The 24,260-nt window shown below is 56.9% G+C and carries 22 protein-coding genes, 1 tRNA gene and 2 pseudogenes; 18 read left to right on the top strand and 7 right to left on the bottom strand.

Annotated features, from left to right (window positions below):
• Nucleotides 1-158: 158 nt before the first annotated feature.
• Together selD and CU103_RS28405 are read right to left on the bottom strand one after the other, a co-directional pair.
• Nucleotides 159-1,223, bottom strand: coding sequence for a selenide, water dikinase SelD (selD, locus tag CU103_RS28400; protein ID WP_106667390.1), 1,065 nt, complete (start codon nucleotides 1,221-1,223; stop codon nucleotides 159-161).
• Between the two features lie 32 nt (nucleotides 1,224-1,255).
• Nucleotides 1,256-2,356 (bottom strand): transglutaminase-like domain-containing protein, encoded by a 1,101-nt coding sequence (locus CU103_RS28405; protein ID WP_106667391.1) that lies wholly within the window; start codon nucleotides 2,354-2,356, stop codon nucleotides 1,256-1,258.
• A 436-nt stretch (nucleotides 2,357-2,792) separates the two neighbouring features.
• Between CU103_RS28405 and fdnG the strand changes: the two genes are divergently transcribed.
• From fdnG to CU103_RS28460, 11 genes and pseudogenes are all read left to right on the top strand, one after another.
• Complete coding sequence (gene fdnG, locus CU103_RS28415; RefSeq protein WP_146147886.1) at nucleotides 2,793-5,879, top strand: formate dehydrogenase-N subunit alpha; 3,087 nt, start codon at nucleotides 2,793-2,795, stop codon at nucleotides 5,877-5,879.
• Between the two features lie 12 nt (nucleotides 5,880-5,891).
• Nucleotides 5,892-6,836, top strand: coding sequence for a formate dehydrogenase subunit beta (gene fdxH / locus CU103_RS28420; protein ID WP_106667394.1), 945 nt, complete (start codon nucleotides 5,892-5,894; stop codon nucleotides 6,834-6,836).
• A complete protein-coding gene (locus tag CU103_RS28425; protein WP_106667395.1) occupies nucleotides 6,833-7,534 on the top strand; it encodes a formate dehydrogenase subunit gamma in 702 nt (233 codons plus the stop codon). The genes fdxH and CU103_RS28425 overlap by 4 nt, the downstream gene beginning before the upstream one ends.
• 64 nt (nucleotides 7,535-7,598) lie before the next feature.
• On the top strand, nucleotides 7,599-8,516 hold the full coding sequence (gene fdhE / locus CU103_RS28430) for a formate dehydrogenase accessory protein FdhE (RefSeq protein WP_106667396.1): 918 nt from the start codon (nucleotides 7,599-7,601) through the stop codon (nucleotides 8,514-8,516).
• Between the two features lie 9 nt (nucleotides 8,517-8,525).
• The gene (gene selA, locus CU103_RS28435) at nucleotides 8,526-9,950 is read left to right on the top strand and encodes an L-seryl-tRNA(Sec) selenium transferase (RefSeq protein ID WP_106667397.1); all 1,425 of its coding nucleotides are present in this window, start codon (nucleotides 8,526-8,528) and stop codon (nucleotides 9,948-9,950) included.
• On the top strand, nucleotides 9,937-10,737 hold the full coding sequence (locus CU103_RS28440) for a tetratricopeptide repeat protein (RefSeq protein ID WP_106667416.1): 801 nt from the start codon (nucleotides 9,937-9,939) through the stop codon (nucleotides 10,735-10,737). Before selA ends, CU103_RS28440 begins: the two co-directional genes overlap by 14 nt.
• A pseudogene (gene selB / locus CU103_RS28445) lies at nucleotides 10,734-12,566 on the top strand (selenocysteine-specific translation elongation factor); the annotation flags it as partial. The gene CU103_RS28440 and the pseudogene selB, both read left to right, overlap by 4 nt.
• A 126-nt stretch (nucleotides 12,567-12,692) precedes the next feature.
• Nucleotides 12,693-12,788: transfer RNA gene (locus CU103_RS31655), tRNA-Sec, on the top strand.
• A 26-nt stretch (nucleotides 12,789-12,814) separates the two neighbouring features.
• Nucleotides 12,815-13,309, top strand: a complete 495-nt coding sequence (locus tag CU103_RS28450; RefSeq protein ID WP_106667399.1) for a hypothetical protein — start codon at nucleotides 12,815-12,817, stop codon at nucleotides 13,307-13,309.
• Between the two features lie 222 nt (nucleotides 13,310-13,531).
• Nucleotides 13,532-14,548, top strand: coding sequence for a hypothetical protein (locus tag CU103_RS28455; protein ID WP_106667417.1), 1,017 nt, complete (start codon nucleotides 13,532-13,534; stop codon nucleotides 14,546-14,548).
• Between the two features lie 354 nt (nucleotides 14,549-14,902).
• Nucleotides 14,903-16,174 carry an MgtC/SapB family protein gene (locus CU103_RS28460; protein ID WP_106667400.1) on the top strand — a complete coding sequence of 424 codons (1,272 nt, stop codon included), beginning with the start codon at nucleotides 14,903-14,905 and terminating at the stop codon, nucleotides 16,172-16,174.
• Nucleotides 16,175-16,185: 11 nt separating this feature from the next.
• Here CU103_RS28460 and CU103_RS28465 read toward each other — a convergent pair whose 3' ends face one another.
• From CU103_RS28465 to CU103_RS32945, 4 genes are all read right to left on the bottom strand, one after another.
• Entirely contained in the window at nucleotides 16,186-16,497 is a 312-nt protein-coding gene (locus CU103_RS28465; RefSeq protein WP_106667401.1) for a hypothetical protein, read from the bottom strand.
• 287 nt (nucleotides 16,498-16,784) lie between these two features.
• A complete protein-coding gene (locus CU103_RS28470) occupies nucleotides 16,785-17,426 on the bottom strand; it encodes a class I SAM-dependent methyltransferase (protein ID WP_245449051.1) in 642 nt (213 codons plus the stop codon).
• On the bottom strand, nucleotides 17,363-17,716 hold the full coding sequence (locus tag CU103_RS32340) for a hypothetical protein (protein ID WP_245449053.1): 354 nt from the start codon (nucleotides 17,714-17,716) through the stop codon (nucleotides 17,363-17,365). The genes CU103_RS28470 and CU103_RS32340 overlap by 64 nt, the downstream gene beginning before the upstream one ends.
• Nucleotides 17,717-17,942: 226 nt before the next feature.
• A complete protein-coding gene (locus CU103_RS32945; protein WP_425350674.1) occupies nucleotides 17,943-18,314 on the bottom strand; it encodes a hypothetical protein in 372 nt (123 codons plus the stop codon).
• Nucleotides 18,315-18,420: 106 nt separating this feature from the next.
• On the opposite strand from CU103_RS32945, the gene CU103_RS28480 reads away from it, so the two are divergent.
• The 7 genes and pseudogenes from CU103_RS28480 (at nucleotide 18,421) to CU103_RS28505 (ending at nucleotide 23,047) form a co-directional block, all read left to right on the top strand.
• The gene (locus CU103_RS28480; RefSeq protein ID WP_106667402.1) at nucleotides 18,421-18,864 is read left to right on the top strand and encodes an SRPBCC family protein; all 444 of its coding nucleotides are present in this window, start codon (nucleotides 18,421-18,423) and stop codon (nucleotides 18,862-18,864) included.
• Between the two features lie 150 nt (nucleotides 18,865-19,014).
• Nucleotides 19,015-19,299 (top strand): hypothetical protein, encoded by a 285-nt coding sequence (locus tag CU103_RS31660; protein WP_162707296.1) that lies wholly within the window; start codon nucleotides 19,015-19,017, stop codon nucleotides 19,297-19,299.
• 139 nt (nucleotides 19,300-19,438) lie between these two features.
• Nucleotides 19,439-19,552 (top strand): annotated as a pseudogene (locus CU103_RS28485) (transcriptional regulator); the annotation flags it as partial.
• 278 nt (nucleotides 19,553-19,830) lie between these two features.
• Nucleotides 19,831-20,949 (top strand): NADH:flavin oxidoreductase/NADH oxidase, encoded by a 1,119-nt coding sequence (locus CU103_RS28490; RefSeq protein ID WP_106667403.1) that lies wholly within the window; start codon nucleotides 19,831-19,833, stop codon nucleotides 20,947-20,949.
• Between the two features lie 139 nt (nucleotides 20,950-21,088).
• Nucleotides 21,089-21,994: a S1C family serine protease gene (locus CU103_RS28495; protein WP_106667418.1), complete on the top strand. Its 906-nt coding sequence runs from the start codon at nucleotides 21,089-21,091 to the stop codon at nucleotides 21,992-21,994.
• A gap of 428 nt (nucleotides 21,995-22,422) precedes the next feature.
• Nucleotides 22,423-22,662 (top strand): hypothetical protein, encoded by a 240-nt coding sequence (locus CU103_RS28500; protein ID WP_106667404.1) that lies wholly within the window; start codon nucleotides 22,423-22,425, stop codon nucleotides 22,660-22,662.
• A gap of 13 nt (nucleotides 22,663-22,675) precedes the next feature.
• A complete protein-coding gene (locus CU103_RS28505; protein ID WP_106667405.1) occupies nucleotides 22,676-23,047 on the top strand; it encodes a nuclear transport factor 2 family protein in 372 nt (123 codons plus the stop codon).
• A 950-nt stretch (nucleotides 23,048-23,997) separates the two neighbouring features.
• Here CU103_RS28505 and CU103_RS28510 read toward each other — a convergent pair.
• A partial coding sequence (locus CU103_RS28510; RefSeq protein ID WP_210203851.1) for a porin occupies nucleotides 23,998-24,260 on the bottom strand: 263 nt, incomplete at its 5' end.

The following is a 24,260-nucleotide window of genomic DNA, read 5'->3' on the forward strand; positions in this document are numbered from 1 at the left end:
ATTTTGTGCGAAGTCGCTCTCAAAGTCTGCCTCGGAAATATCTGCCAAACTGGGGGTGGTCCTCACTGAGCTGCCCGGATCTTTTGACACTGTCAGCACGGTCCTACGCACCTGACCTTCAAACAACGGCAATGCCTTGGGTGACCTCTTCCCCGAAGCTAGACTACCTGAAGGCTATGAGTTGATCCCGGCGCGCCTACAGAACCGATGATCCGGGCCGCCGGATAGCCTGCAGCCACTATCTTTTGGAGAACGCCCGTCGCCCGTTGCGCGCTGCATGAAACAAGCAGGCCGCCGGAGGTTTGAGGATCCGTAAGCACGTGACGTTTCCACGGCGGGAAGTCGTTGGGCAAGACGACCTCTTTGCCGTAACTTGCCCAATTGCGATGAGATGCCCCGGTGACGAACCCCTGCTGCGCTAGCTCGGCACCCAGAGAAAAAAGGGCGATATCGTCGGTGCGCAGCGAGATCTGCACGTTCGAACCACGCGAAACCTCCAGGGCGTGGCCGAGAATGCCGAAACCGGTGACGTCCGTAATAGCATGCACATCTGCATCCTGGGCGAGTTCGGGACCGATACGGTTCAAAAGTGTCGTCGATGCAATGAGCTCGCCATAGGCGTGCGCCGGCAACATACCTTTCTTGAACGCGGCGGAGTAAATCCCCACACCGAGGGCCTTGGTCAGGATCAGGGTGTCGCCAGGCCTGGCGCCGCTGTTGCGCCGCAGGCTGGCAACGGGGCAAATGCCTATTACTGCCAGACCGTAGATCGGCTCCGGCGAATCGATCGAATGACCACCGGCAACAGGGATACCGGCCTGTGCGCATATCGCACGTCCGCCCTTCAATATCTCGCGTACCGTTTCAGCGGATATCTTGTCGATCGGCATGCCGAGAATGGCGAGTGCCATGATTGGTTTTCCGCCCATTGCGTAAACATCGGAGATCGCATTGGTCGCCGCGATCCGGCCGAAGTCAAAGGGATCATCGACCATCGGCATAAAGAAATCTGTAGTCGCGATCACACAGGTTTCGTCATCAAGCTGCCAGACAGCGGCATCGTCCCCGGTTTCGGTTCCCACAAGCAGCCGGGCGAACGGCCCAGCTGCAGGTTGATCTGCAAGCAATTGCTGCAACACTGAAGGCGCGAGCTTGCAGCCGCAGCCGCCACCATGGGCAAGCGCCGTAAGACGTACCGGCGACGATGAAGTTCGATCATCCATGATATCCTCTGCGTGGGTTTGCCAGTCGTTCGTCAGATCGTGATTTCCCGTGAGCGAATCGAGTATTTGAACGCGTCGGGCTCAAGGCAATCGAGCCTGACCGAGGCAACTTCCGCCTGCGGGTACATCAGGAAAGCCAGCGCCGGTCCGCTTGAATTGGGCAGCGTCACGTCGCGGGCATCATTATAGGCGATCCAGTTGCCTTCCCAGGCACCAAACAGTGTCTCACGCGCGGCGACGACCTTGGGATCGTCAGCGCCCAGACCGCTTTTTACCTCCTCAAGCATCATCTTTCGCACATCCGCCGGATCGACGGGCACCCAGCCAAAGTCGGAAAGATAGACTTCGGCGCGGCAATGCTGCGCCTTGGTGACGATCTCGTTGTTCGCTCCGAGGCTCTTGTAACCAAAATTTGACGGCGCGACCCGCAAACCGTAAATGTCGCGCGCAGGAAGACCGGCGGCGCGGGCAAGGCCGACATAAAGAGCATTCAGATCGGCACATTTTCCGCCAAGGTCGCCGCTTCTCAACATGGCGGCGACATCGCCGGAACCGCAGCCACGTGTGGCGGGGTTCCGGTAGGTGTTTGCGACCACCCACTCGTAAAGCAGCCTCGCCTTCTCAACCTCGTTTGTTATCCTACCAACAATCCTGTTGGATGTTTCCTCGACGATGCCGTCGACGGGGACAAATCGACTGCCAGCCAGATATCGTGCACGCTCGGCGGACATTAGCGGGGTGGGACTTCCCGGCCTTGATAGATCCATGGCACGATCACGCGTGGCTACATGGCTAATGATCTCGACAGCTGGCGCGCCCCGGCCGGCTTTCCACTCGACAAGCAGCATGTCAGCGTCATCGGGTGCACCGTGCATGACTCTGGCGCTGGCTGCGTTGGTCGTAACGGTGCTTGTCTCTGACCGATTCCAATCGCTGGCGCTGAAGCCTGGCAGCGGGACCCATGCGCGCCCGGAGCCTTCCGTCCCTGATAGCTCGATACGGGTGGTGATTTCGAAGGTCCGCCACGCGCCGGGCCTTGGCGCAAAAGCAGGGTCAGCAAAGACCTTTCCTGGCATTGCGGCGATCACGCTCGCTGCGGTACCGGCCTTTAGAAATTCGCGACGATCTAACATTTTAAGCCCTCCCGATTTGACGACATCAACGGCGCTGGCAGACAGTTGAAATGTATGGGGTGAAAGCTTTTCGTGATTTGTGAAAGGGGCGCGCAGCCCAATAAAGACGCCCTTTCCGGGCGCGCTTTGCAACGGAAGGATATGAGGACTGCCCCGAACTCGGGAGCGACAAGCAAGCTCACGCGACTATTCTTGTCCATTTGGGACCGAAGGTCAATTTATCATTGCTTGAGTTGCGAACAGCACAATATCGACAACATTGGTTATGTTCACCACCGCACATCTTTAATTTGAGATTTCCATTCATATTTGATCGCTTCTTATTGATTTGACAATAAAATATGCTCAGGTAGGATTTTGTCTTTAAATGCCGATGTTGTTCTCATCTCCGGCATGCTGGGTTGGCAAAGCCGGCTTACAGGGGAGGTAACATTCTATGAACATGGAACTCTCGCGGCGCCAGTTTCTTGCGGCGACCGGCGCGGGTTTTGCGGGTACGGCGCTTGGAGCCTTTGGCTTTGGTGAAGTCGAGACAGCACATGCTGAAGCGATCCGCGCTTTCAAACTCGTGAATACCACCGAAACGCGCAACACCTGTCCATACTGCTCCGTTGCATGCGGCATAATCATGTACTCAAAGGGTGATCTTAGAAAAGGCGAACAGGCCGAGATTATCCATATCGAGGGCGACAGCGACCACCCGACAAATCGTGGCACGCTTTGCCCCAAAGGGTCGGCGCTTCTCAATTTCGTCAAGGCCGAGACTCGCTTGAAATATCCGATGGTTCGCAGGCCTGGCTCGGACAAATTCGAACGCATCGGATGGGAAGAAGCTCTCGATCGCATCGCCCGGTTGATGAAGGACGATCGCGACGGTAATTTTGTCCAGAAAAACAATGACGGCGTAACAGTAAACCGGTGGACCACGACTGGTTTCCTCGCCGCCTCCGCAACAACGAATGAAACGGCGTTTGTGACCTACAAAGTCGTACGCAGCGCCGGAATGCTGGTATTCGATAACCAGGCACGTGTCTGACACGGCCCAACGGTGTCCAGTTTGGGCCCAACATTTGGCCGTGGTGCAATGACCAACTCCTGGACGGACATCAAGAACACGGATCTTGTTGTCATCATGGGAGGCAATGCCGCTGAAGCGCACCCTTGCGGGTTTAAATGGGTCACGGAGGCCAAGGCCAACCGTGGTGCGAGGCTGATTGTCGTCGATCCGCGCTTTACGCGCTCGGCATCGGTTGCCGATGTGTATGCACCGATTCGCCAGGGATCGGACATCGCCTTCCTGCTCGGCGTCATGAATTACTGCATCCAGAACGACAAGGTGCAGTGGGACTATGTCAAGGCATTCACCAATGCCGCCTACATCGTCAAGGACGGCTTCGCATACAAGGACGGCCTGTTTACCGGTTACGACGAAACCAAGCGCGACTATGACAAGTCGAGTTGGGACTATGTGATCGGCGATGACGGGTACGCTACGGTGGACGACACGCTCACGCATCCGCGCTGCGTTTGGAACCTGCTGAAGGCGCATGTTTCGGTCTACACGCCGGAAACGGTCGAGCGCATCTGTGGTACACCCAAGGAGAAGTTCCTGAAGGTGGCCGAGATGATCTCGGAATGTTCAACGCCGACCAAGACGATGACGTCCATGTACGCGCTTGGCTGGACACAGCATTCGAAAGGCTCGCAAAACATCCGTTCGATGGCGATGCTGCAACTCATATTGGGCAATATCGGCGTGCGCGGCGGGGGCATGAACGCACTGCGCGGGCACTCCAACATTCAAGGCCTCACCGATGTCGGGCTGATGTCCAACCTTTTGCCGGGTTATATGACGCTGCCGACCGAGAAGGAGGTGGATTTCGACAGCTACATGTCAACACGCGGTTTCAAACCACTTCGGCCCAACCAGATGAGCTATTGGCAGAACTACAAGAAGTTCTTCGTCAGTTTCCTGAAAGCCATGTGGGGTCCCGCGGCGACGCCGGAAAACCATTTTGCCTATGACTGGTTACCCAAGCTTGATGTCCCGAGCTACGATGTGCTGCGCGCCTTCGAACTTATGAACCAGGGCAAGATGACAGGGTATATTTGTCAAGGGTTCAATCCACTGCTCGCAGCTCCGAACAGAACGAAGCTGACTGCATCGCTGTCGAAGCTCAAGTTCCTCGTTACGATGGATCCCCTGGACACGGAGACCTCGCGGTTCTGGGAGAATCACGGCGAGTTTAACGATGTTGATCCTTCGCAAATCCAAACGGAGGTCTTCCAACTGCCCTCCACATGCTTTGCTGAAGATGAGGGCTCGCTGACCAATTCCGGACGCTGGCTGCAATGGCATTGGCCGGGCGGCACGCCTCCTGGAGAAGCGAAGACGGACAATTGGATCATGGCGCAGATCTATGTGCGCCTGAGAGACCTTTATCGCAAGGAAGGAGGAGCCTTCCCCGATCCGATCGTCAATCTCGACTGGTCCTATGGCGATCCGGGCGAGCCGACTGCTGAAGAGCTTGCCAAGGAAATCAATGGCAGGGCCTATGCCACTGTCTATGACCCGAGCGATCCGACCAAGGTGGTTGCCGAAGCAGGCAAGCTGGTACCCAGCTTTGCTGCGCTGCGTGATGATGGTTCCACATCGAGCGGCTGCTGGATTTACGCCGGTTGCTTCAATGAGAACGGCAACAATATGGCGCGCCGGGATACGTCCGACCCCGACGAAACCGGCGCTTATTCCAAGTGGGCGTTCTCCTGGCCCGTCAACCGCCGCATTCTCTACAACCGGGCTTCAGCGGATTTGAAGGGCAAGGCATGGGATCCAAGCCGCAAGCTGATCGAGTGGGACGGGCAGAAATGGTCTGGCTATGATGTGCCGGATATCGCTCCGACGGCCAAGCCGTCGGATGTCGGGCCATTCATCATGAATCCCGAGGGTGTGTCACGCCTGTTTGTGCGTGGCATGATGCGCGACGGTCCGTTTCCGGCCCATTATGAACCGTTCGAATCACCGGTCACCAACTTCGTTGCCCCGAATGTACGCGGCAATCCCGCAGCGCGGGTGTTCGCGGGCGATTTCGCGCAATTTGCCGAGCCCGCATCACAGGAGTTTCCCTATGCGGCAACATCCTACCGTCTGACCGAACATTTCCACTATTGGACCAAGCATGTGTGGGTGAATGCCGTCCTGCAGCCCGAATTCTTCGTCGAGATATCGGAAGAACTCGCCAAGGAGAGGGGCATCGTCAAAGGCGGATGGGTGCGAGTGTGGTCCAAGCGCGGATCCATCAAAGCCAAGGCAGTCGTGACAAAGCGGATCAAACCTTTGATCTGCGACGGCAAACCGGTTCACGTGGTGGGTATACCACTGCACTGGGGTTTCACTGGAGCGGCAAAGAAAGGCTTCGGTCCGAATTCGCTCACCCCCTTTGTAGGTGACGCCAATATCGAGACGCCTGAATACAAGGCGTTCCTGGTCAATATCGAGCCCATCGCCGGGCCAGTGGCATAGGAGACGGCCGCCATGTTCCCGCCTGTTCCAAATCCCACCACCCAGCTTAAATCCCCGAAGTTCGGTGAACACGACCTGATCCGCCGGTCGGCGTCAACAGTGACACCGCCGGCCCAGCGCCAGAGTGAGGTCGCAAAGCTCATTGACGTGTCCAAGTGTATCGGCTGCAAGGCTTGCCAAACGGCCTGTATCGAGTGGAATGACACGCATCCGGAAGTAGGGGTCAACACGGGCATTTACGAAAACCCGCATGACCTGACGCCGGACATGTTCACTTTGATGCGATTCACCGAATGGGAGAATCCAGAGACGAACAATCTGGAATGGCTTATTCGCAAGGATGGGTGCATGCATTGCGAGGATCCGGGCTGCCTGAAGGCCTGCCCGGCGCCAGGCGCCATTGTCCAATATTCAAATGGCATTGTCGATTTCGTCCACGAGAACTGTATTGGCTGCGGCTACTGCATTAAGGGGTGCCCGTTCAATATTCCGCGCATCTCTGAAGTCGATCATACTGCCTATAAATGCACGCTCTGCTCCGACCGAGTGGCCGTAGGGCAAGGGCCGGCTTGCGCGAAGGCCTGCCCAACGCAGGCAATTGTGTTTGGCACCAAGGAGGAAATGAAGCAGCACGCGCAAGGACGTATCACCGATCTGAAATCACGTGGTTTTGCCAATGCGGGCCTCTACGATCCGCCGGGGGTCGGCGGCACACATGTCATGTACGTTCTGCATCACGCAGACAAGCCGGAAATTTACGCCGGTCTGCCGAGCAATCCGAGGATCAGCCCGGTCGTCGAGGCCTGGAAAGGTGTCACCAAATACGCCGGTCTTGCCGTGATCGGCCTCGCAGCGGCGACTGGGTTCATGCACTATCTGGTTGCGGGACCCAACCGCGTTTCCCAAGGGGACGAGGAGGCAGCGGAAAGGTTGGCCGGAGAGGAGCGGCGTCCATGAGTAGGGATTATGATGTGGGCAAGGGCGATAGTGTTCATGCCGGCAAACCCGTTACAGTTGATCGCTATACCGCCGGAGCGCGGATCAATCACTGGATTACGGCGACAAGCCTTGTGCTTTTGGCTCTCTCCGGTCTGGCCTTGTTTCACCCGCGCCTGTTTTTCCTCTCCGGATTTTTTGGTGGCGGTCCCTTGACGCGCATCATCCATCCGTGGATCGGCGTGGTGCTGTTTTTCAGCTTTTTGGGGCTGTTTGTCCGCTTTTGGAAGGCCAACCTTTGGAGACGGGACGATGGCACCTGGCTTGCGCGCATTCGGGATGTGTTGACTGCACACGACGAACGCTTGCCGGAAGTGGGCAAGTACAATGCCGGGCAAAAACTCGTCTTCTGGTCAATGTCGATCCTGATCGTCGTGCTCATAACGAGTGGCGTGGTGATCTGGGATCAGTATTTCTTCGCCTTAACGACGATCGAGCAGAAGCGGTGGGCTGTGCTGATACATTCAATGGCAGCTATTCTGGCTATCAGTGTCTGGATAATCCATGTCTACGCAGCGATCTGGGTACGTGGTACAATACGGGCCATGACCCGCGGCTCCGTCACCGGGGGTTGGGCGTGGCGGCATCATCGCAAGTGGTTGCGTGAGCTGGTCGCGAAAGCATCGAAAGACAAATCCGGAAGAACGCCCGCCGAATAGAAGGGGTGTTGGCGAGATGAGATATCTCGGTCCACGTGGCCCGGGTGGTTCGTGAGGGAGTGCTATGAGTCGCAAAAGTGCGGTCGTACCGGATCCGACAGTGATTGGAAATGTTGCGTCACCTCCCTTTGCGCGTCTTCCTGATCCTGCCTCGTTTTTCTCCGTCAGAGCGGCACGTCTGCGCCAATTGGCCGAGACCAGCAATCTTGCTCCTTATCTCAATTTCCTTGCCCGACTCGCGACCGTCCAAAGTGATATCCAGTCGGGTCTGCCGCGACCCGAAAGACCCGACACGCAGACAATCGCACGGGCGCGCGCGTTTGAAATGCCGCTGCTGGACCGAAGCACGTTAGCGGGCGACAAGGCAGTTGGCAGTGTATTCGATCGCTTGTTCGCTGCCGCTACCGCAATCGACAAGCCGGTTGACGCAGCCAAAGCGCTTGCTCACGTCACCGCCGCCGATCACGTCCAACGCCTCGCCATGGCGCATAGCGTGTTTTCCAATAGTCTGCCCGCAGATGCGATTGCTGAGCATGTTTTTGTGTGGGCGGGTCTCCAGGTATACTTTGCCCGGCTTGCGTCTGTTCTCGATCTGGCAATGCTGGCGCCGGTGGCTGATGGCGTTTGCCCAGTGTGTGGCAGCATGCCGGCGTCGACAATGGTCGTTGGCTGGCCCGGTTCTCACGGCGCACGGTTTTGCTCATGTTCCCTGTGCGGCACGCTCTGGCACTATGTCCGTGTCAAATGCGTGCTTTGCGGATCAACCAAGGGCATCGGTTATCAGGAAATCCACGGGCAAAGCGGCGTCATCAAGGCTGAAACCTGCGACGAATGCCTGGGCTGGTCGAAGATCTTGTACCAGAACAAGGAAGCCGCGGTCGATCCTGTTGCCGACGACGTGGCAAGCCTTGGCCTCGACCTGCTGATGCGTGAGGGACCCTATCATCGCGGTGGCTTTTCTCCACTGTTAGCCGGCTTTTAGGGGGCGGTTATGGATAGCAACGCCAATTTGCGCCGCATTCCTTCGATGGATGCGCTTTTGAAGTTGGCATCAGCGAGCAATGCAATCGAGCGTTTTGGCCGACCTGCCGTCACAAAAGCGCTGCGAACTATAGTGGCGGATTTGCGTAACGCAATCCGTGAGGGCCGGAATGCTCCCACTGGGGAAAACATTGTGGCTGCCGCGCTTGCCAGACTTGATGCGGATGACCAATCAACGCTCCGGCCGCTGTTCAATTTGACCGGCACCGTGCTGCACACCAATCTTGGTCGCGCATTGCTTGCGCCAGCGGCGATCGAGGCTGCAATGGTGGCCATGCGCGAGGCTGTATCTCTCGAATTCGATCTTGACAGCGGCAACCGTGGTGAACGCGATGATCATCTGCGCTTTCTCCTTTGCAAACTCACCGGGGCGGAAGATGCGACGATTGTCAACAACAATGCCGCAGCTGTCCTTTTGGTCCTGAACAGTCTGGCATTGGGAAGGGAGGCCATTGTCTCGCGCGGTGAGCTGATCGAAATCGGCGGCGCTTTCCGTATGCCGGATATCATGGCGCGCGCCGGTGTTCGTCTTATCGAGGTCGGTACCACGAACCGCACCCATGCAAGCGACTACGACAAGGCCATTGGCCCCGAAACTGGCCTGATATTGAAGGTCCATACCTCAAACTACCGCATCGAAGGCTTTACCAAGGACGTGGGCGCACGTGAGTTGGCCGCCATTGCTGGCCGCAAGGGCGTGCCTCTGGTCAACGATCTCGGTTCCGGTACATTGATAGATCTCACCCGTTTCGGGCTTGCCCACGAACCAACCGTGCGCGAAGCTCTCAATGAGGGTGCCGACATAGTGACCTTTTCCGGCGACAAGTTGCTGGGCGGTCCGCAAGCCGGATTTATTTTAGGCCGCAAGTCGCTCATTGAGAAAATCAACACAAACCCGATGAAACGGGCGTTGCGTGTCGACAAAATCCGCCTTGCGGCGCTGATGGCGACTTTGCAGCTCTATCGCGATCCCGATCGCCTGAGCGAACGCCTCCCCACTATGCGACTGCTTACCCGTTCGCAGCGTGAAATCGACGCGCAAGCGCAACGATTGGTGCCTGTGATAGAACAGGCCTTAAACGGCGCTTTCAACGTTTCGGCTGTTGCATGCGAAAGTCAGATCGGATCAGGCGCTTTGCCGCTCGCCACGGTGCCGAGCGCAGGCTTGGCGCTGACACCGATCGAGAGCAGTGGCCGCGCACTGGCGACGTTGGCATCAGCACTCAGGCAGCTGCCAATGCCGGTCATCGGCCGTATCGAGCGCGGATCGCTCGTTTTGGATCTGCGTTGCCTTGAAGACGAAACTGGTTTTGTCACCAATCTCGTTGGGGTTGATCTATCACCCAAAGGATGGTCGGATGATGAGCCTTCTTAGCCGGTTCTCGCGAAAAAAAGCAGAGGATGACGCCTCGTGTGAGGGGAAGATGGGGCGCGCGCTAATGGCTGCCAAGGAGGGCGACTACGCAACGGCGCTCTTCCTATGGGAACCTTTGGCCAGGGAGGGAAATGCGCGGGCCCAAAACAATATCGGCGCATGTTTTGCCCGCGGATTGGGTGTTGCGAGGAATGCTGCCCTCGCCCATGACTGGCTGACATTGTCGTCACGAGCCGGTGACCCGGTGGGCCAGCGCAACCTGGCAACCCTGCTCTTTTTGGGCGAGGGCATCGAACCAGATCACGAACAGGCAGCAGCACTCTATCGTGAGGCGGCCGAACAAGGCGACTGCGATGCTCAGGACATGCTGAGCTGGATGCTCCTGGAAGGCGAAGTCGTGGCACCAGATCCCGCACAGGCACGTCGTTGGGCACTTGCGGCCGCCCAAAATGGCTCGGCCGCCGCGATGACGCGGCTGGGAATGCTCTACCACAACGCAATCGGGGTGCCGCGTGACCCGGAGGAGGCGGTTCGCTGGTGGCAGCTTGGTGCCAAAGCTGGCGACGCCGACGGGCAAGCAATGCTTGGCGCCGCCTACCATCTGGGAAACGGTGTCGTCCGCGATCCCGTCGCGGCATTCATGTGGCTGCTAATGGCGCGCCAAGGCGGCAGCGCACTAGCGGCGCCCTTCTTTGATGTGGTGCGTGCGACACTCGATGAAGACCAACTTGCCCAGGCCGAGCGACTTGCTGAAAGACCAGAGGTCATGGAGGCGGGCCTGCCATGATCGTTGGTACGGCAGGGCATATCGACCACGGCAAGACATCGCTGGTTAAGGCGCTGACCAACGTCGATACAGATCGGCTGAAAGAGGAAAAGGCCCGCGGCATTTCGATCGATCTCGGCTTTGCCTATATGCCCGTGGAGGGGGCAGAGACGCTTGGCTTTGTAGATGTGCCGGGACATGAAAAGTTCATCCACACCATGCTCGCGGGAGCCAGCGGCATCGATTTTGCCTTGCTCGTGGTTGCTGCCGATGACGGTATGATGCCGCAAACGCACGAGCACCTGGCAATCATCGACCTTCTTGGTATCGAATATGGTGTTGTTGCGCTTACAAAGTCCGATGTTGTACCCAAAGAACGGCTCATCCAGCTTGAAACCACAATACGAAGCGAGCTTGCAGGCACAGCGCTTCGTGATGTGCCGATAATCGCGGTGTCAACGGTTTCGGGTCAAGGTCTTGCGGCATTGCGCGAAGTGATTGTTGGTGCTGCCCGCCAATTCACCCGGCGCAGCGCAGCGGGCGGTTTCCGCCTGGCAGTCGATCGTTCGTTCACAATACACGGTGCAGGCACGGTCGTAACCGGGACTGTACTTTCGGGAATGGTATCAGTCGATAGTCATGTGACCGTCAGCCCCTCGGGCCTTTCAGCCCGCATTCGTTCGATCCATGCACAAAACCGGCCAAGTGAAGTCGGCCGAGCCGGCGATCGCTGTGCTCTCAATCTCGTTGGCGCAGATATATCAAAAGCTGCCATCACGCGTGGCGATATGGTGCTCGACAGCAGCTTGTACGCGCCAACAAACCGGATTGACGCGACATTGCGTGTGCTTGGTTGCGAACGCAAGCCGATCGGTCACTGGTTTCCGGTGCGGCTTCATCATGCGTCCACCGAGGTCGGCGCTCGGATTGTCCTTCTGGATGATGAGCCGGCAGCACCTGGAACCCGCACACGCGTACAACTTGTGCTTGACCGGCCGGTGGCCGCAGCGGTTGGTGACCGTTACGTTATTCGCGATACATCGGCACAACGCACGATCGGAGGTGGGCGCTTTGTGGATTTGCGCCCTCCGGGCCGCAAGCGCCGCACCGCGGAGCGAAGGGCACAGCTCGACGCGCAAGAGTTGATCGAGCCGGATCGGGCGATGGCAGCGTTGCTGGCGGTATCACCATTCTATCTGGATATTACTGCCTTCGCCCGCGACAGGGCGATGGCGTGGAAGGATGTGAGTGCATTGGCGCAAGCAACAGGTGTTGTGCAGTTGTCCGTGGAGACTTCGGTTTTTGCCATGTCGTTGGGGCACTGGAAGGAATTCAAACGAGATTTGCTGGATCGGCTCGCAACGTTCCATGCTGACAATCCGGATTTGTTGGGGATAGGTATTGAACGGCTGCGGTCGCAGCTTGAGCCACGGCTGCCGTTGTCGGCATTCCGCTCAGCTCTGCAAAGTCTTGCCCGTAGCGGTGATATTGGACTCGAAGGAGCCTGGGTCCGTCTTGCCGGCCATGAAGTGACGATGGCCCCGGCGGATGAACGATTCTGGAAAGAGATCGAGCCGTTGCTCGGCGGTGCCGACCGGTTTCGCCCGCCGCGCGTCCGCGACCTTGCTGAATTGTTCGCCATGCCAGAATCGCGGGTGCGCCAGCTGCTGAAGCTCGGCGGTCGTATGGGCAAGGTGCACGAAATAGCGCATGACCATTTCTTTCTGCGCGGCACGGTTGCGGAAATGGTAATGATTGCCGCCGAGGTGAGCTTGGCCACTGCTGAAGGCTGGTTCACGGCTGCACAGTTTCGAGACCGCGTTGAAAATGGCCGCAAGGTTGCAATTCAGATCCTTGATTTCTTCGATCACCACAGCATCACATTACGCCGCGGTGATCTTCGCCGTGTTAACCGGAACCGTCTGGATTTCTTTGCCGGTCCCATTGATGGTGCGAGGGCTAGAAACGTTGTTTTTGGAGGAGAAACGTCCCCGGTGGGGCGTCCGGACTTCAAATCCGGGAGGGGCCGAGAGACGGTCTTTGGTGGGTTCGACTCCCACTCTCTTCCGCCATCCTCAACCAACCCCGGAAGCTCTCGATGACAGCCGCTGCCACCTATATCGAGCGGCTCCAGAAAGCAGCCGATGAAGCACAATCTTTGGAGGTCGCATATCGGCGCGAGGCTGCAACCCGCATAGCAGCGCTCGAACGCGAACGGGCAATCGCTTTTCGCCGCATGAATTTGATGCGGTCGGTTGCCGAGGCTGCCAAGCCGCAGGTGGACGACACCAGCGATCCAGTTGGGCAAAGTGGTGAGGAAATCGCAGTCGCCCGCGCGCTTGCTCTGGTGCGGGTCAGACTTGGCTGGTTGTCGGATAGTGAAACGCGCGACAAAACGCTTGCGCGTTTTGCGCCCGTGGTCATTGCACTTCATCGGGTCTCGGTTGGCCAAGATCAAGGCATGCCGGACGGTTCCCAGGCCATTGGTGAGGCGCTTGGCCGTTTTGAAGCCTGGTACGAAGGGGCCCACGGCGTCTCGTTCTGGATGCTTTTTGAAAATCCTATGCCGGACACCCCGCGCGTCGATTTCTAAGCTCGATCACATTTCCCTGTGTTTCTGCCCATCGGCACATGCTTTCATGGGAAAAGTGATACTTCACACTTTATAGTTCAACGATACATTTTTTTATAATAAGGCAAAGTTTTAGCAAGAACAAAGACAGGTGGCTTGGTAGATTTCCTTTCCCGGTCTTGGGAAGGAAAAGCATTGCAGGTCGCGCGTTCGAGCGCTTCCGGCTACTTGAGGGAGTTTACAATGTCAATCATCCGAAATCTTGTATTGGCTGGCATGTTTGCCGCGGCATCAGTTGCCGTTGCACCAGCTTACGCACTCACTGCGAAGGAATGCAGCGTCAAGTATCAAGCAGCGAAGGAGGCGGGAACGCTTGGCGGTCTGAAATGGAATGATTTCAGAAAGGCGCAATGTGGCTCTGATGCTGTCCCAGCGACGGACACGAAAAAGGCGGCAAGCAAGACAAAGGCCGATACCGCAACATCCACGGCCACCGGTGGCGCCGATGGGGGCAATGGCCTGACGATGAAGGAATGCAGCGCCAAATATCAGGCTGCAAAAGATGCGGGAACGCTGGGTGGCGTAAAGTGGAATGATTTCCGCAAGGCTGAGTGCAATGCCGGTTCTGCTGCTGCAGCTCCTGCAAGCCCAACCAAAACCACCAAAGCTGCAACCGGTAACGACAGCGACGGCCTAACCATGAAGGAATGCAGCGCCAAGTATCAGGCCGCCAAAAGTGCAGGTACGCTCGGCAACCTCAAATGGAATGATTTCCGCAAGACTGAGTGCAGTGCAGGTGCGCCGGCAGGGACGAACCGGGAACCTCCACAAACGACGACAACAGCCACCGCTCCATCAGACAGTGGCGATGGCTCTGGTCTATCCATGAAGGAATGCAGTGCAAAATATCAGGCAGCCAAGAGCGCCGGCACGCTAGGCGGTCTGAAATGGAATGATTTCCGCAAGGCACAATGCAGTGCAGGCGCGTCCGCGGCAAACGATGACGATACAGCTCCGACGGCTGATACGGCTACCTATACGGATGAGCCTGCTGCCCCGACGACGGCGGCTCCGCGCGGCGTGTCCTTTCCGAGCGCCGTTGCGACGAAATATTCGACCGAAAGTCCAGGCAAGGCCCGGATGCACACATGCCTCGCGCAATATTACGCCAACAAGGAAAGGAACTCCCTTGGTGGTCTCAAATGGATTCAAAAGGGTGGCGGCTACTACAGCCTGTGCAATTCCCGATTGAAGAGCTAAGCGCCATAGCATGATATGAGCTGCCAGATTAATTTGGCAGCTCATATCCGCAACAATGGGAAACGGGGAAAAAACTCAAACGTCGTGGGCTCTCCTTAACACCGATGGCCTAGGACGCGAATTGTTGAAAAACCTTGCGCACCTGGATAACCAACAATCCCGGCGTACCCGGTGGATGTGATACGGCGCGCAAAGCCCAGGGGTAACCGGGTTTAATATCGCCTGCACGAATGCCTCAAAAAGGGGGTACTATTGCGTGTTGGGGTGCTTGTCCTTACAGCAGTTCTTAGTTGAAGGACAAACCGCAAATTCTGTCCTTGACGGGCCGCAGATATGCTGCGGATAGTTCCGGCTATGGAAGACATCGAAATATTTCAACGCATGGGCCTGGCGCTTGCTATCGGTGCTGCGGTTGGTGTCGAACGGCATTGGCGTGAAAAGGACGAAGAGGAAGGCAGCCGTACCGCTGGCATTCGGACGTTTACACTCATTGGTCTGCTCGGCGGCGTGGCCGGACTACTCGAACATTTTCTTGCGCGACCCGGCGGCATCCCGGGGATTGTCGTGGTCGGATTTCTGGTGACACTGACAGCGGTTTTTGCGGTGTTTCAGTTGCGTGAGGCAATCGCAGACGAGAACTACAGCGCGACGTCGGTTGTGGTTGCGATGCTCACATTCGCTCTTGCAAGTGCAGCCGTTCTGAGCAGCATGACCGTCGCCTCCGCAGGTGGCGTAGTTCTGGTCGCAGTGCTTGCGAGCCGGGAATTTCTCCACGCCTCCATGCGCAAACTGCGCTGGTCCGAACTGCGCTCGGCCGTGATCCTTCTGGCGCTCTCCTTTGTTGTTCTTCCCATTGTCCCATCTGAGCCGGTCGGACCGTTCGGAGGTGTTTCACCGTCAAAAAGCCTGATCATGGTCATTGTCCTGGCTGCAATTTCCTTTTGCGGTTACATCGCCGTGCGCCTGCTTGGTAGTGCGCGCGGCGAAATTGTCGCCGGTGCGATTGGCGGTGTGATCTCATCCACGGCAGCAACGATTTCAAACGCCCGGCGTTCGGCAAGTGAAGATCTAACGAGACCGCTTGCTGCCGGTGCCATCAGTGCTGGCGCCGTTTCGATGGTCCGAACCAGCTTTTTGGTCATTGTGTTGGCACGGCCACTTGCCTCAGAGCTTCTTCCGGTTCTGTTTTCCGCCGCCGCCGCCATGCTGGTCTATTCTGTTCTGCTTGCCCGGCAAAGTTCAGCCAAGCATCAGGAGGTCCTGCCAAAGAATCCCTTTGATCTTGATGAGGTTGTCAAGATGGCGGTGGTTCTCGTCGGTGTGGGATTTCTGGCCCGCGCAGCAAGCGAGACTTTTGGCGACGCCGGTTTGTTCATCGCTTCAGCGCTGTCAGGCCTTGCGGACGTCGATGCGGCAACCATAGCAGTGGCAGGATTGCTGCCGACCCTTTCGGTACAGACCGCGTCGCTGGCCATCGCCATTGCGGTCCTGTCCAACACGCTGGCCAAGGCAGTTTATGCGTCTATCTTTGGCACGATGGCCTTTGGCGCGCATGTCTGGAAAGCATCAATACTCGCCATTGCTGCGGCGGCGTTGTGTTTTGGCATGCTCGGATCGTGGTTGTAAGGCTCCGAGGCTCAAACGCTTTCCTGCCTGATGCCGAGCATCAGCCGCAGAAGTCTGATGGTATCGGCGGCCTCAATCATGATCGCTTTCGTTTCGTCAGCGTAGCGGAAGTCAAGATCATCAGCGAATTGACTCAATTGAACCGCGATATTGCGCGCCGGATCATTTGTCATTGAACCTGAGATGGCCGCCAGCGCCTGGTAGCAACGGATTGCCGCAGATGCTTCGCGAAGAAGCGCCCGCTTTTCGGCGGAAGCAAGAAAGAAAGGATCGTTTGCGTTTCTGACCAGATCCCGGCTGATCCCATCGCGTACTCGCATCATCACTCCAGGTCGCTATTTCACCTGACTGAAACATGACAGGCGGCCACGGGAGCATATCATTCCAAGATGATCTGTTGGGTCATAAAGGAATTGCTTCCGGTGCGCGCAATCAGATTGCCAGAGCATCCAACAGTGTCAATTATACCATTCGGGTAAGAGCGATCGGCAAACGATCGTCACTGCCGGCTGGACCTTAAGCCTGTACGAACGCCTGGGATCGAGTGGCTGCGAGGCTTTTGCCGGGTATGCCGATGATCGCTCTGCGTTTTTGTGATGCGATAATTCGCTTAGCCCGAGTCCCAGGTCGCAAGTTTGACCGCAGACGCGCCAGTTTTTTGTCTTTGGGCCTGACGTTCAAGAGGTATTCGATAGACGGATACGTGCGAACGTGACTCGGCAGTGAATTCAGACCCGACCCAGTCCGCGTGCCTACTCTCCAGTTCGAACCCGGCCAACTGAGCCATGAGATCCAGTTCTGCGGGCCGGATGTAGCGGTGAGGGGTGCGAAACACTCGGGATTGCCGACCTTCGCCGAACTTGAAATGATGCGATACGACGTGCTGTCGCACGACATCATAAGTGTCCAGTCCAATATAACCGGGTTCTGCCTGCCACACGACCGCCTTCTGACCTGGTGGCAGCTTGCGCAGGTCTGGCACTGATAGCTCAATCACAAAGCGTCCGCCGGGCACCAGGTGGCGCGCCGCGTTGCGGAAGCAACTAACCTGCTCGGCTTGGGTCAACAAGTTCGATATTGTGTTAAAGACCAGATACACAAGCGAGTAGTTTCCCGCAGCGACGGTTGTCGCCATATCACCAAGAACAACAAGGATCGCCGCATCGTCGGCTTTCTTGCGCAGCTGCGCTACCATTGCAGGTGATAGTTCGATTCCGGCCGCAACACCTCGCTCGTGTAGCGGTACCGCCACGCGACCGGTTCCAATCGCGAATCCAAGGGCTCTCCCCTCGCGCGCAAGCTTTCGACCGTTGGCTGCAACACGTCAGGCGAGAACATTCCCGCATGCGGCGTGTCATAGCTCTCTGCTGCCTCAGTGTCCCAGATATCTTCTTGGCGCAGGAGGCGCATTATGTGACGTGAACTTGAGGATGACCAGTGCACGTGTGCAACAGTTGCGCTCCAGGCGAAGGCAATGTGTAACGTTCGCGCTGCGCAGACGACGACAGCCGCCGGAACGCTGCGGATTTTTTTCAACTGCATTTATGGCTACGCCGAGTGGTGAGCACACGGATTTGCCGTTGAGCCTGGCTGAGCCCTCTCAATGTGGGGCTTGCACACATCTGGAACTTACGCTCTCCGGCCTCATTCGTTCCAATCGTCACCTTCGCTTAAGTCGGGTCGCACTTAGCCGATGGCAGGGGACATTAATCCACCGAGCCGACCGTTAGGTCGAGCGAAACCTTTAATATTCGAATCAGGATGATTGCTACGAGCAGCATAGAAACGAAAGACTTTGTTTTGGCCAGCGTGGTGATGAAGCGCCTGCTCCGGCAAGCAGACCAATGGCCAGTTTTGCCTCTTTGAAAACATCAGCGGCGGAAACACGAAGACGCCGATCCACGTCCACGCCGAGGACGATGAAGCCATCTACCTCATTGAGGGCGAACTGACCGCTGTGGTCAACGGAGAGGCACATCCGCTGACTGCTGGTCAAAGCATCTTTTTCAGCGCGGGGGGCCACATTAATTAGCGAACATGAGTGGCCGTTTGGCACGCTATATCTTGATTGATAGGCCAGCTCTCTTCGACAGGTCGTAATAGCGGCGTTTTTCCAGCGGTCCCTGTTGATCTTGGTCAAAAGGTCTGAGTAATTTTAGTTCAATAAAGATTGATCCGGTGTCGGATTAACAATGCCTCGTTCGTCCTAGGCTCGTCCATACTGTCAATTCAAAAGGATCACGATTATGCCGAGTACCATACGCTTGCATCGCGTTCTGGCAACCAGCCCAGAAAAGGTTTATCGCGCGTTCCTCGAGGCGGACGCGCTCGCCAAGTGGCTTCCCCCCAACGGCTTTGCCTGCACGGTGCATCACTTGGAACCGACAGTCGGCGGCACGTTCAAAATGTCCTTCCGCAACTTTACAACCGGCAAAAGCCACGCCTTTGGCGGCGAATATGTCGAGCTCGTCCCAGGCGAACGCCTGCGCTATACGGACAAATTCGACGACCCCAACCTGCCTGGCGAAATGGAGGTCATTGTGACGTTGACCAAAGTTTCGGTCGGGACCGAGTTGGATATAACGCAGGCAGGTGTGCCAGACGTCATTCCACCTGAGGCTTGTTATCTTGGTTGGCAAGAGTCGCTGCGAAACTTGGCAAGGCTCGTCGAGCCGCAGATCGACGAATAGCACATCAGGATCGTGCTCCTGTTGACGATTTTGGCTATCCGGTGTGAGAGCAGCCAAACACGCTAACGTCGGCATTGCCAATGCGAGCGGTCCTGATTTGCTTCTGGCAAAGACGGCGTTTGGCAGGCGCGACCATCGGCTTGGAAGCCGATGGTCATTTTCATCGTTCAATTTCCTCGGAAAGTTGCAGGGCGTCGTCCACCTCAATCCCAAGATAACGAACCTGTGGTTTTCAAGTCTGGTATGACCGAGGAAGAGCTGAATTCCTCGAAGCTTGCCAGCCAAATCGACTGCAAGGTCCATCATGCCAAAACAGGTGGAATCGCAATCGACCGCAGCGCCAGGAACGGAAAGCAGCGACATCGGCATCGGCGGAAAGACGGCAGTTACACCACCGCCGTCGGCGACAAGGCAATACAATGGCCTCAACAGTGAACCTTGACGCTTGGAATATACCCGCATGGGCTGGGGCTTGAACAACCCGCGCTCGCGTCATGAAGTCATGTGCCCTGAGCCATAGTTCTTCCCGCAAGGCTCTAGATCGTTGCAACAATCTCGGTGTCAAGGTCGATGAGGGCGGCTGTTCTCGCCGGGCATTGGTGGCTCCTTCTACAATGTCCCGGGTATTAGACACGCAATGCGTTCGCTCAATACACCGCTTTTCGCATTTTGGGCTTTGCGCGCCGATAGCGGCAGCACAACGACCGAATGCAACCCCAAGTGCGACGCGTTAGCCGCCAGCAACGCAAGGGCCGGGAAGGGCGATGTATGCGAGCACGCTATCAGGGCCTGCATGCCTATCCTCGAAGCAAACATCCGCTGGCAATCGGCGGGAACTTGATAGGGTTGCAAGGCTTGTGTGATAACGTCCCATGTCGGCACCACTGGCAATGGTTGCCAAAAACGAGACGAGGTAGCTGCTGGGGCAGATACCAATTGTGGAAAGCAAAGATTTTTGGAGGATTTATGAGTGGAACGAAGCTGTTCTCGCCAGTGTCGATTGGCGGTTTGACTTTGCGCAACCGCATTGTCATCGCACCGATGTGCCAATACTCGGCGCAAGACGGGCACATGACTGACTGGCACCTTATTCACCTTGGGACAATGGCTCATTCTGGTGCCGGTATTCTGACGATCGAAGCGACGGCGGTTTCGCCGGAAGGCCGCATCTCTTACGGCGACGTTGGCCTTTATTCGGATCAGTGCGAAGCAGCCATGCGCCGAACCCTTGACGGGGTGCGCCGCTGGTCAGACATGCCAATCGCCATACAGCTCGGACACGCGGGCCGCAAAGCCTCGAGCGAAGTCCCCTGGAAGGGTGGCCGGCAGATCGCCCCAGACCAACCGGGCGGTTGGAAGACGATGGCTCCAAGTGGCATCCCGTTCCATGCATCGTATGATGCTCCGATGGCACTTGACCGCGATGGGCTGGCTCGGCTGCGTGCAGCGTTTGCCGATTCGGCTCGTCGCGCCGCGCGGCTCGACCTTGCGGCGGTTCAGATCCATGGAGCGCATGGCTATCTCCTCCATCAGTTTCTGTCGCCGCTCTCAAATCAACGAACGGATGAGTACGGCGGCACCCTGGAAAACCGCATGAGGTTCCCGCTCGAAGTGTTTGAGACCGTGCGCGAAGCATTTCCTGCCGATCGCCCCGTCACCATGCGGGTATCGGCAACGGATTGGACCGACGGGGGCTGGAACGTTGATCAAACAATCGCCTTTGCACAAGCTCTCGAACAGCGCGGCTGCGCCGCCATCCACGTGTCGAGCGGCGGCTTGGCAGTTAATCAACAGATCGCTGTTGGCCCAAGTTATCAGGTGCCGTTTGCAAGAGCCGTCAAAGCTGCCACCCGGATGCCTGTAATAGCAGTTGGTCTCATAACCGAGTTCGAGCAGGCGGAAGCCATCATCGGCACCGGCGACGCCGACCTGATCGCTATAGCAAGAGCCATTCTTTACGATCCGAGATGGCCATGGCATGCGGCAGCGCATTTTGGCGAGAGCGTTTCTGCACCTGATCAATATCTCCGGTGCCAGCCGCGGCAATTTCCTTCGCTTTTCGACGGAAAAGTGCAGCAGCAATAGTGACGCTTGTCTGCGGCCGCAGAGACATTTCTGTTCTTGGCCTTGTGCCTGGGCACGCGTGCTCATACCTATATTGGACGACATGTTTCCCGCTTTGCGCGGTCGCATCGTTTGCCGCGTCTGGCCAGGACTGACAACCATGAGTCTCGATACGATTTTGCGGTCCGTTGTAGCTGTGCGCTCATCAATTTTCGATGACGCGTTCACAGCTGCGACGTTGGGGACCCTGCGAGAGGGCAGCGGCGTGGTCATTCGCGAAGACGGGCTCGTCCTTACGATTGGTTATCTGATTATTGAAGCTGAAGAGGTTTGGTTGATGCGCCACGACGGGCATGTCGTGCCTGGTCATGCACTCGCCTACGATCAAGAAACAGGATTTGGGCTGGTGCAGGCGCTTGGTCCGCTTGGCCTTTCTGCAGTGGCCTTTGGAAACGCAGCCGAGGCCAAGGTAGGCGATTTCGCTGTGCTTGCCGACGGGATCGGACAATGCATCCGCGTCAGCATTGTCGCCAAGCAGGAATTTGCTGGCTATTGGGAGTACGTCCTGGACGAAGCGATCTTCATTGCGCCTGCCCATTCCTCATGGGGAGGGGCTGCACTGATTGGCTCGGACGGAAAGCTCTTGGGCATTGGCTCGCTGCTATTGCAAATGAGCAGACATGGCGAGATTGCAGACGTCAATATGATCGTGCCGATCAATTTGTTGCCGCCGATCCTTGATGATCTTCTCACTGTCGGAAAGGTCAACAAGCCGCCACGGCCCTGGCTCGGAGCTTTCTCCGCCGAGAGCAACGGTAAAGTCGTGGTTATTAGCGTCACGCAAGGGGGGCCGGCGGAGAAAGCGGGCTTGCGTCCGGGCGACATCATCTCGGAGATCCGAGGTGAGGGGATTGATGGGCTGGCTGATTTTTACCGGAAGCTGTGGACGAGCGGCTCTGCCGGGGCAGAGATTTCCATGAGAGTGCTGCGCAACGGCCGCGAAGCATGGCTGCGGGTGAAATCGGCCGATCGCAACAGTTTTCTGCGAAAGCCGCAGTTGCAGTGAGTTGCATCCCGCGCATTCCATCGTTGTTATAAACGACTTATCCGAATGTCAGCTTGCTCCGTGAACGCTCTGGCACCCGATCTCCCGCAGCGATCATCGATGGGTGTCAGCGGGCACACCTCATCGTTTTGGTGTTCTCCAGCTCGGACGAAGATGAATTTGTGCCGTCTTTCGAGACAATGCAGTTCGAAAGCGGGGGCCGAGCAACTCCGGCGTGCGTGGGGCTCCTGATCGGCGTCCTTGTCATCGCAGTCGCATAGGGGCGTATGCTTGTACATCCTCGCGAACGGGTTGGCTCCTGTGATGGGCCTTTGCGTAATAGCAGGCGAAGTCGCCCCTTATGATCACCATAACCAACGCCGGCAGAATGCCATTGCGGAACTGTTTCAATTAATCGGAGTTAGTGTTTCGTTGATGGAGTTACCGCTATGATGCGAGCTGCAATTGTTGGTCCCTTGACGGACGTGGAATATGAAAGCCCCGAACATCGCTATGCTCATTGTATGGAAGCCTTACGCGAACGATTTTTAGATGAGGTTTCAACGAAGGAAATCTTGGCAATTGCCGATGAAGCCGAACTATCCGGATGGAGTTTTACCGAAGTACGACGCGCAATCGACGCCCTTGTGGCCGAGAAGGCTCGTGAAGCTGGAGCGGATCCCTGCTAAATGATTGGTGACCATGACGAATGAATTAACGATCGACATGTTGGAAGGGCAACTGAGGGCCGCCACGCTGGCAGGTGATGTCCAGGCGCTGGATGCGCTGATCGCTGATGATGTCACCTTCATCGATCACCTCGGCAGGAGAGTGGGCAAGCTTGAAGAACTTGAGGCCCATCGGACAGGGATCCTGAAGCTGGAGCAATTGGACGTCTATGACCGCGTTATAAATCTGCTGGACAATGCCGCGTCGGTTTCCCTGCGCGCAAGAGTTAGCGGCACATATTATGGTGAAATGTTCGCGGCAAAAATTGCCTATACCAGAGTTTGGGTTTGCCGCCAGGATGTTTGGAGAGTGATTGCAGTGCACTATTCCATGGTTACAATGTGAATCTTCTTCTGAATCCCGCCTCAGTCAATCAATCCTGCCCGAGCATTGATGCTTACGTCAGACGCGATGTGAGAGCGTGCAAGAGGTAAACCAAATCGATCGATGGGCGTGGATGGGTCTATGCGATTGCCGGAGTTTGGCTCCATTTCCGTATAGCATCGGACGACTGCGCTTTCCACAGGGCTCCTGCTTTCGCTTTGAGCCGCTCCATGAGCAAGCAACCAATTCTGGGAGCCCCGGGAGACTTGCGACCAAGCCAGCAACTGACTTGGTTGTCTCCGCTAGTCCAGTTGCGCGGCCCCGCCGCTTGCGCGCTGGTGCAGAGCAAAATTGGGCACATGGGCGCTACGGTAACGAGACGCTTGTTCACGCACCCCTCAAGTCTATGCGCCTTCGGTTGGGACAGGTATAAAGATTGTCAGCTTCACCACTGCCTCCATTCAGGTCTCTCCCGAACGCTTCCCAGCCTTGCAGCCGGAATGCATGCAGGTAATGCTGGAATAGACCGGCTGGCGCTTTTCCATGTGTTAGGGATAGCTTGGCGGGACGGTGCTTCACCCATAGTCATCGCGGCGACGTAGGAGCAAAAACGCAGCCGGTTCGTTTCTTTCTGTAATGTCGCGGCGAACATGGACGGGATGCTTTTGTCAGGTGCGACGCAGTTTGATCGGTATCACCATTTACTGAAACATTCGGCGCCGCGCGTGGCATGACACCCAAATAGATTGACCAGTCGTGACGGGACCGCGTCAACCCTTTAAACGAGAAACGGTGAGCCGTGAGGCCCACCGTCTGTCAACAATGATGCGACTGGAGATCTCATCATCGGGGTCGGCGCCGCAGTCCTTCTACGACACCGGCGACACTTCAGTTGTATCTAAAAATATCGATTAGTCAAAAAAAATCCGGGAGCCTAAGCCCCCGGACTTCATACCCCATCCCCTAAAGGATTAGAAGTTACGCTGGAAGCGGATGACACCGCCGAATGCGTCGTCTGCTACACCGCGGTCGTCGCCGAAGGAGGTGTAAGCGATTTCAGGAGTGATTACGAAACCAGGAACCAGCTCGTAAGCTACGTTCAAAGCGGCAGCAACCGTGCCTTCGTCTTCGTAAGCAACCTGGCCGTTGATCGTGGCCTTTTCGGTAACCTTGAAGGAAGCGCCACCCCAAACAGCCCAATCGCCGTTCCACGCACCGTAGAACTGTGTCGGCT

This window comes from Phyllobacterium sophorae, from assembly GCF_003010965.1.
Lineage (GTDB): Bacteria > Pseudomonadota > Alphaproteobacteria > Rhizobiales > Rhizobiaceae > Phyllobacterium > Phyllobacterium sophorae.